We start from the raw sequence: 4,152 nt of genomic DNA, 5'->3' as shown, positions 1-4,152 counted from the left end.
ATCCGCTTCGTTCAGTTCATCCAGAGTCGCCCTGAAGGCGCTGAAAAGTTCTTTGGGCAGTTTGCGGATGAAACCAACCGTGTCGGTGATGACCGCTTCTGTATCGCGCGGGAACCGCAGTCTCGCGCTTTTCGTGTCCAGCGTGGCAAAGAGCTTGTCTTCCGCTAGAACGGCGCTCTGCGTCAGGGTATTGAGCAGTGTCGATTTCCCGGCGTTGGTGTAACCGACAATTGAAATCACGGGCAGGCCCGATTTGTTCCGCCGCCCGCGGCGCTGTCCGCGTGATTTCGTGATGTTCTTTAAATCCTTTTCCAGCCGGTTGATGCGTTCGCGTACGCGGCGTCGGTCAATTTCCAGCTTGGTTTCGCCGGGACCCACGCCGCCGATACCGCCGGCAAGGCGGGAGAGCGACGTGTCCTTGTGCATCAGCCGCGGCAGCAGATATTTGAGCTGCGCCAGCTCCACCTGAATCTTTCCCTCCCTGCTGTGGGCGCGGTGCGCAAAAATATCCAGGATCACCTGTGTCCGGTCAAGAATTTTCAGCCCGGTGAAATCACTGATGGAACGGACCTGCGCGGGCGTCATTTCGTGGTCGAAGATCAGCAGATTTGCGCCAATTTGTGTGGCGCGCAGATCAATATCCGACAGTTTGCCCCTGCCAACAAGATACCTTGGATCCGGCTGCGGCCGATATTGAATCTGACTGTCAAAAACGGCCACACCGCAGGTCTCCGCCAATTGCCGGAGCTCCTCCAGGGAGGCTTCCGCGCCGGCGAGGGGATTTTTTTCAACCCGCACGAGAATCGCTTTTTCCGTCGCGTCGATTTTCCGCGTTTTTTGCCGTCTGGCAAATTCATCTTCCAGCGCAGCGATAAAAGACAGGAAATTCAGGTCAAGCCGGTGAGGTTCCTGCGGTTCATGGATAAGCCAGTAATTCCCTTGCGGATTTTCCGGTATCAGATGGGCCCAGAAAAGCCTGCCGGGAGAACCGTCCTCACAGACCTGGAGCGCGCCGATCATGTCCAGCCTGAGGTGCGACAAGTCAGTCATGTCCTCGGGAGAAAGTGCCTCACCGTTTAAATGGGTGTGAATCAGACGCAGGCCCTTGAATCGTGTGGAGGCTGCGCGGAAAACGTCGAGACTTGGAATAAATATGCCTTTGTGGTCTCCGAGAATGACCATGCTGATCTCACCTTTACGGTTAATCAGCAAACCGATTTGCCGGTTGAGAGCGCTGGAAAGAAAGGATATCTCCCGGGCCAGGTCATTGCTGAGAATGCTTTCCGGCGGGATGCCGCGGCGATAAAGACGTTCCAGAGATTTGATTTGCTGGGCGCCCAGCCCCGATGTATTGCCGAATATTTTATTGATGGTAAGCCGTCCCTGTCTTCATGTGTTCCCTGCACTTTAGCTATCACAGTTTGTCTGCATTAGTCAAAAGGCAAATGCTGATACCAAGTCGCATGTAGTTGCCAATTTTAGATTGGCAACTACCGGTAGGGAAGGAATAGTTTCTTTTTGCGCTTCCTTGCGGAATGCGCCTCCGGTCTTCGGCTAACTTTGTTGGCATTGGTCGCGTGCCCCCAGACATGGGGGTCGGCTTCCTCAACGTATAACCTAAAGGTCACGCGTCAATAATACGCCTCCGGAGCCTCCTCCTTGCCGAAGCTGATCCTTTGAATGCAACTTGGTATGAGCTAGATATTGTGGGAAGCAACCGAAAAAAAGAATCAGACGTTGACGTTCCCTGTGCCGGTCTGAACGATCGATAAACCTTAAGCGGAATCTTGCTTTTGGGGGAACGTTTCTTTAACCAGGATGCTGGCAATGAACGCAACCAGCAGGCAGAACAGGCACATCTTGAATGCTGCGGAATAAGCATCCACCGGATATCGGCCGTCGACTGCACCTATGGAATCCAGATACCAGCCGATGAGCGGCTGGCCCAGCGCCGCCCCGGCAAAAGGAAAAATATTCAAGGTGCCTGTGGCGGTGCCGGATATTTGTATCGGAAAAGAATCTTTAATTGCGGAATAGCCGACGACAACCAGACTGGACATGAAAAAACTATAAGAAAAGCACCAGATGTAGAGCGCTGTTTCGGAAAAATCGCCGGTGAAAAAAGCAAGGGGGGCAAAGACACACAGGCCGCCAAGCTGGCTTAGTATTAAAACTTTCTTTCGTGAATGAAATACCTGATTGGAAAGCCAGCTCATTACCGGTGCGCCGATAATCATGCCGATGGCCATTGCTGATAATACAGCTCCTGCCCTTGTTCTGGTCATCCCATAAACATTCATTAAGAACGGACCGCCCCACAGTCCGGAGAAACTCAGAGATACCAGCGAACCGAAAAAGCTACACATCGCCATTGGCCAGAATTGCCAGCGTTTCAGCACCATGATGATACCGGAGAAGAGCCCGATTTTCCATTCTTCACAATGTTCCGGTGCGCAGGGGTTTATCGGCTGAAAACCCGACTGTTCGGGGGTATCGCGAACCAGAAGCCAGACCAGGCCCGATATAACAAGTGTCAATGCCCCGATCACAATCATACTGCCGCGCCAGGTAATAGCGTCGCTGAGCAGTGCCAGAGGTGTCGATGCCGTGTATGCGCCCACACCGCCAAGCGACATTAAAAGCCCGCTCATGCGGACGAATTTTTCCCGTTCAAACCAATGGGTCAGAATCTTCAGCGTCGGGATAAATACCATCGCCACACCCAGGCCCACCATAACGCGGGCGGCGATCGCCATCCCCAGTGTTTGAGCAAACCCTAAAGTAAATGAGCCCGCCGCGCCAATGATGAAAAAAAAGACAATCGTCCTGCGCGGTCCCCAGGAATCGGATAAAAGGCCTGCGGGAATCTGCATCAAGCCGTAAGGATAGAAATAAGCGGATGCCAGAACGCCAATCAGTGCGCCGCCGGCTTTTAAATCAGACATCATGTCGACCGCTACAACCGCCGGCGCAAGCCTGTGGAAAAAAACCAGGATGTATGCGGTGCCTAGAATTGCGAAGACAAGATAGCGGTATTTAGCAAAGCTTGTATTATGATGCATACAGGAGAATCTGTTTTTCAAGTTTTATAGAAAGGTGATGTGAGTCAACCACCCCGCAGCAAGTTAAGTAGATTTAACGCTCGTCCCGCGTGAGCGGGATCAAATCTCCGGGACGCCTGAAGGAATCAGACAGACAAAGATCAATGTTTCTGAGCCGGTGTTACGGATTTGATGCTCTTCGTTTGCCTCTATCAATATTGCGTCTCCGGTCCGCGCAGAATGCCATTGCCCCATACTGAATACTTCGCCCAAACCCGCGTGGATGAATATTTCATGCTCCCATGCGTGTGAATGCCTGGGAGTATGTCCCCCGTGAGCCACCTCAAAGATACGCATGCAAAAGTGGTCCGCACCGTTGTTTTTTCCGATCATGACACGGCCGGAAACACCTTTGACCTGATCGTTATCAAAAGGGATTGGCTTTATGGAGGTATAATGGTTAATTCTCACGATGATTCCTTTTTCATGCTTCTGCGGACTTTGTCTGTTGTCGTGACCCCGTAATTCAGGAAGATAACGGAACCGGATTCATTTATTGTCAAGGATTTCTCTCAGCTTCCGGGATAGTTCCGCCATGGTGAAAGGCTTCTGGATAAAGCCTTTGCAGCCTTCGGTCATGATATCTTTTGCCTGGTTGTCCAGGCTGAAGCCGCTTGAAAGCAGAACTTTTACGGAGGGATTTTTCTGCCGAAGAATATCAAAAGCTTCTTTGCCGCTTAATCCGGGCATGATCATGTCCAGAATGACCAGCTCGATTTTTTCTGTGCTGTTATGAAAAATATCGATCCCCTGTTTCCCGCTGGTGGCGGACAGAACTTTGTAGCCAAGTTCCTCCAGCATTCTAGAGGCGACATCAATAATCATCTGTTCGTCGTCAATCAGCAGAACGGTTTCCACGCCCTTATGAATCCTGCTATCTATTTTTAGTTCATCTTCCGCCTGATTATCCGATGCCGGAAGATAGATCATGAACGATGTGCCGGCGCCCGGTTTGCTCTCCACATTGACGTAACCGCCATGATTTTTGATAATTCCATAAACGGAAGCCAGACCCATCCCTGTGTTTCGCCCCCGTTCTTTGGTGGAAAAG

The 4,152-nt window shown here is 51.5% G+C and carries 4 protein-coding genes; all 4 read right to left on the bottom strand.

The annotated features are described in order from the left end of the window. On the bottom strand, positions 1-1,371 hold a 1,371-nt coding region (gene hflX, locus CVU71_18485), incomplete at its 3' end, for a GTPase HflX (GenBank protein PKN16803.1). 404 nt (positions 1,372-1,775) lie between these two features. Next, positions 1,776-3,062 carry an MFS transporter gene (locus tag CVU71_18480; GenBank protein ID PKN16801.1) on the bottom strand — a complete coding sequence of 429 codons (1,287 nt, stop codon included), beginning with the start codon at positions 3,060-3,062 and terminating at the stop codon, positions 1,776-1,778. A gap of 99 nt (positions 3,063-3,161) precedes the next feature. After that, positions 3,162-3,434 carry a cupin domain-containing protein gene (locus tag CVU71_18475; protein PKN16802.1) on the bottom strand — a complete coding sequence of 91 codons (273 nt, stop codon included), beginning with the start codon at positions 3,432-3,434 and terminating at the stop codon, positions 3,162-3,164. Positions 3,435-3,590: 156 nt separating this feature from the next. Then, positions 3,591-4,152: oxidoreductase (locus CVU71_18470; GenBank protein ID PKN16800.1), on the bottom strand; the 562-nt coding region annotated here is incomplete at its 5' end.

This window comes from Deltaproteobacteria bacterium HGW-Deltaproteobacteria-6 (genome assembly GCA_002840435.1).
Classification (GTDB): domain Bacteria; phylum Desulfobacterota; class Syntrophia; order Syntrophales; family Smithellaceae; genus UBA8904.
The sequence above is the reverse complement of the archived record's forward strand: the minus strand, read 5'-3'. Positions and strand labels throughout refer to the sequence as shown.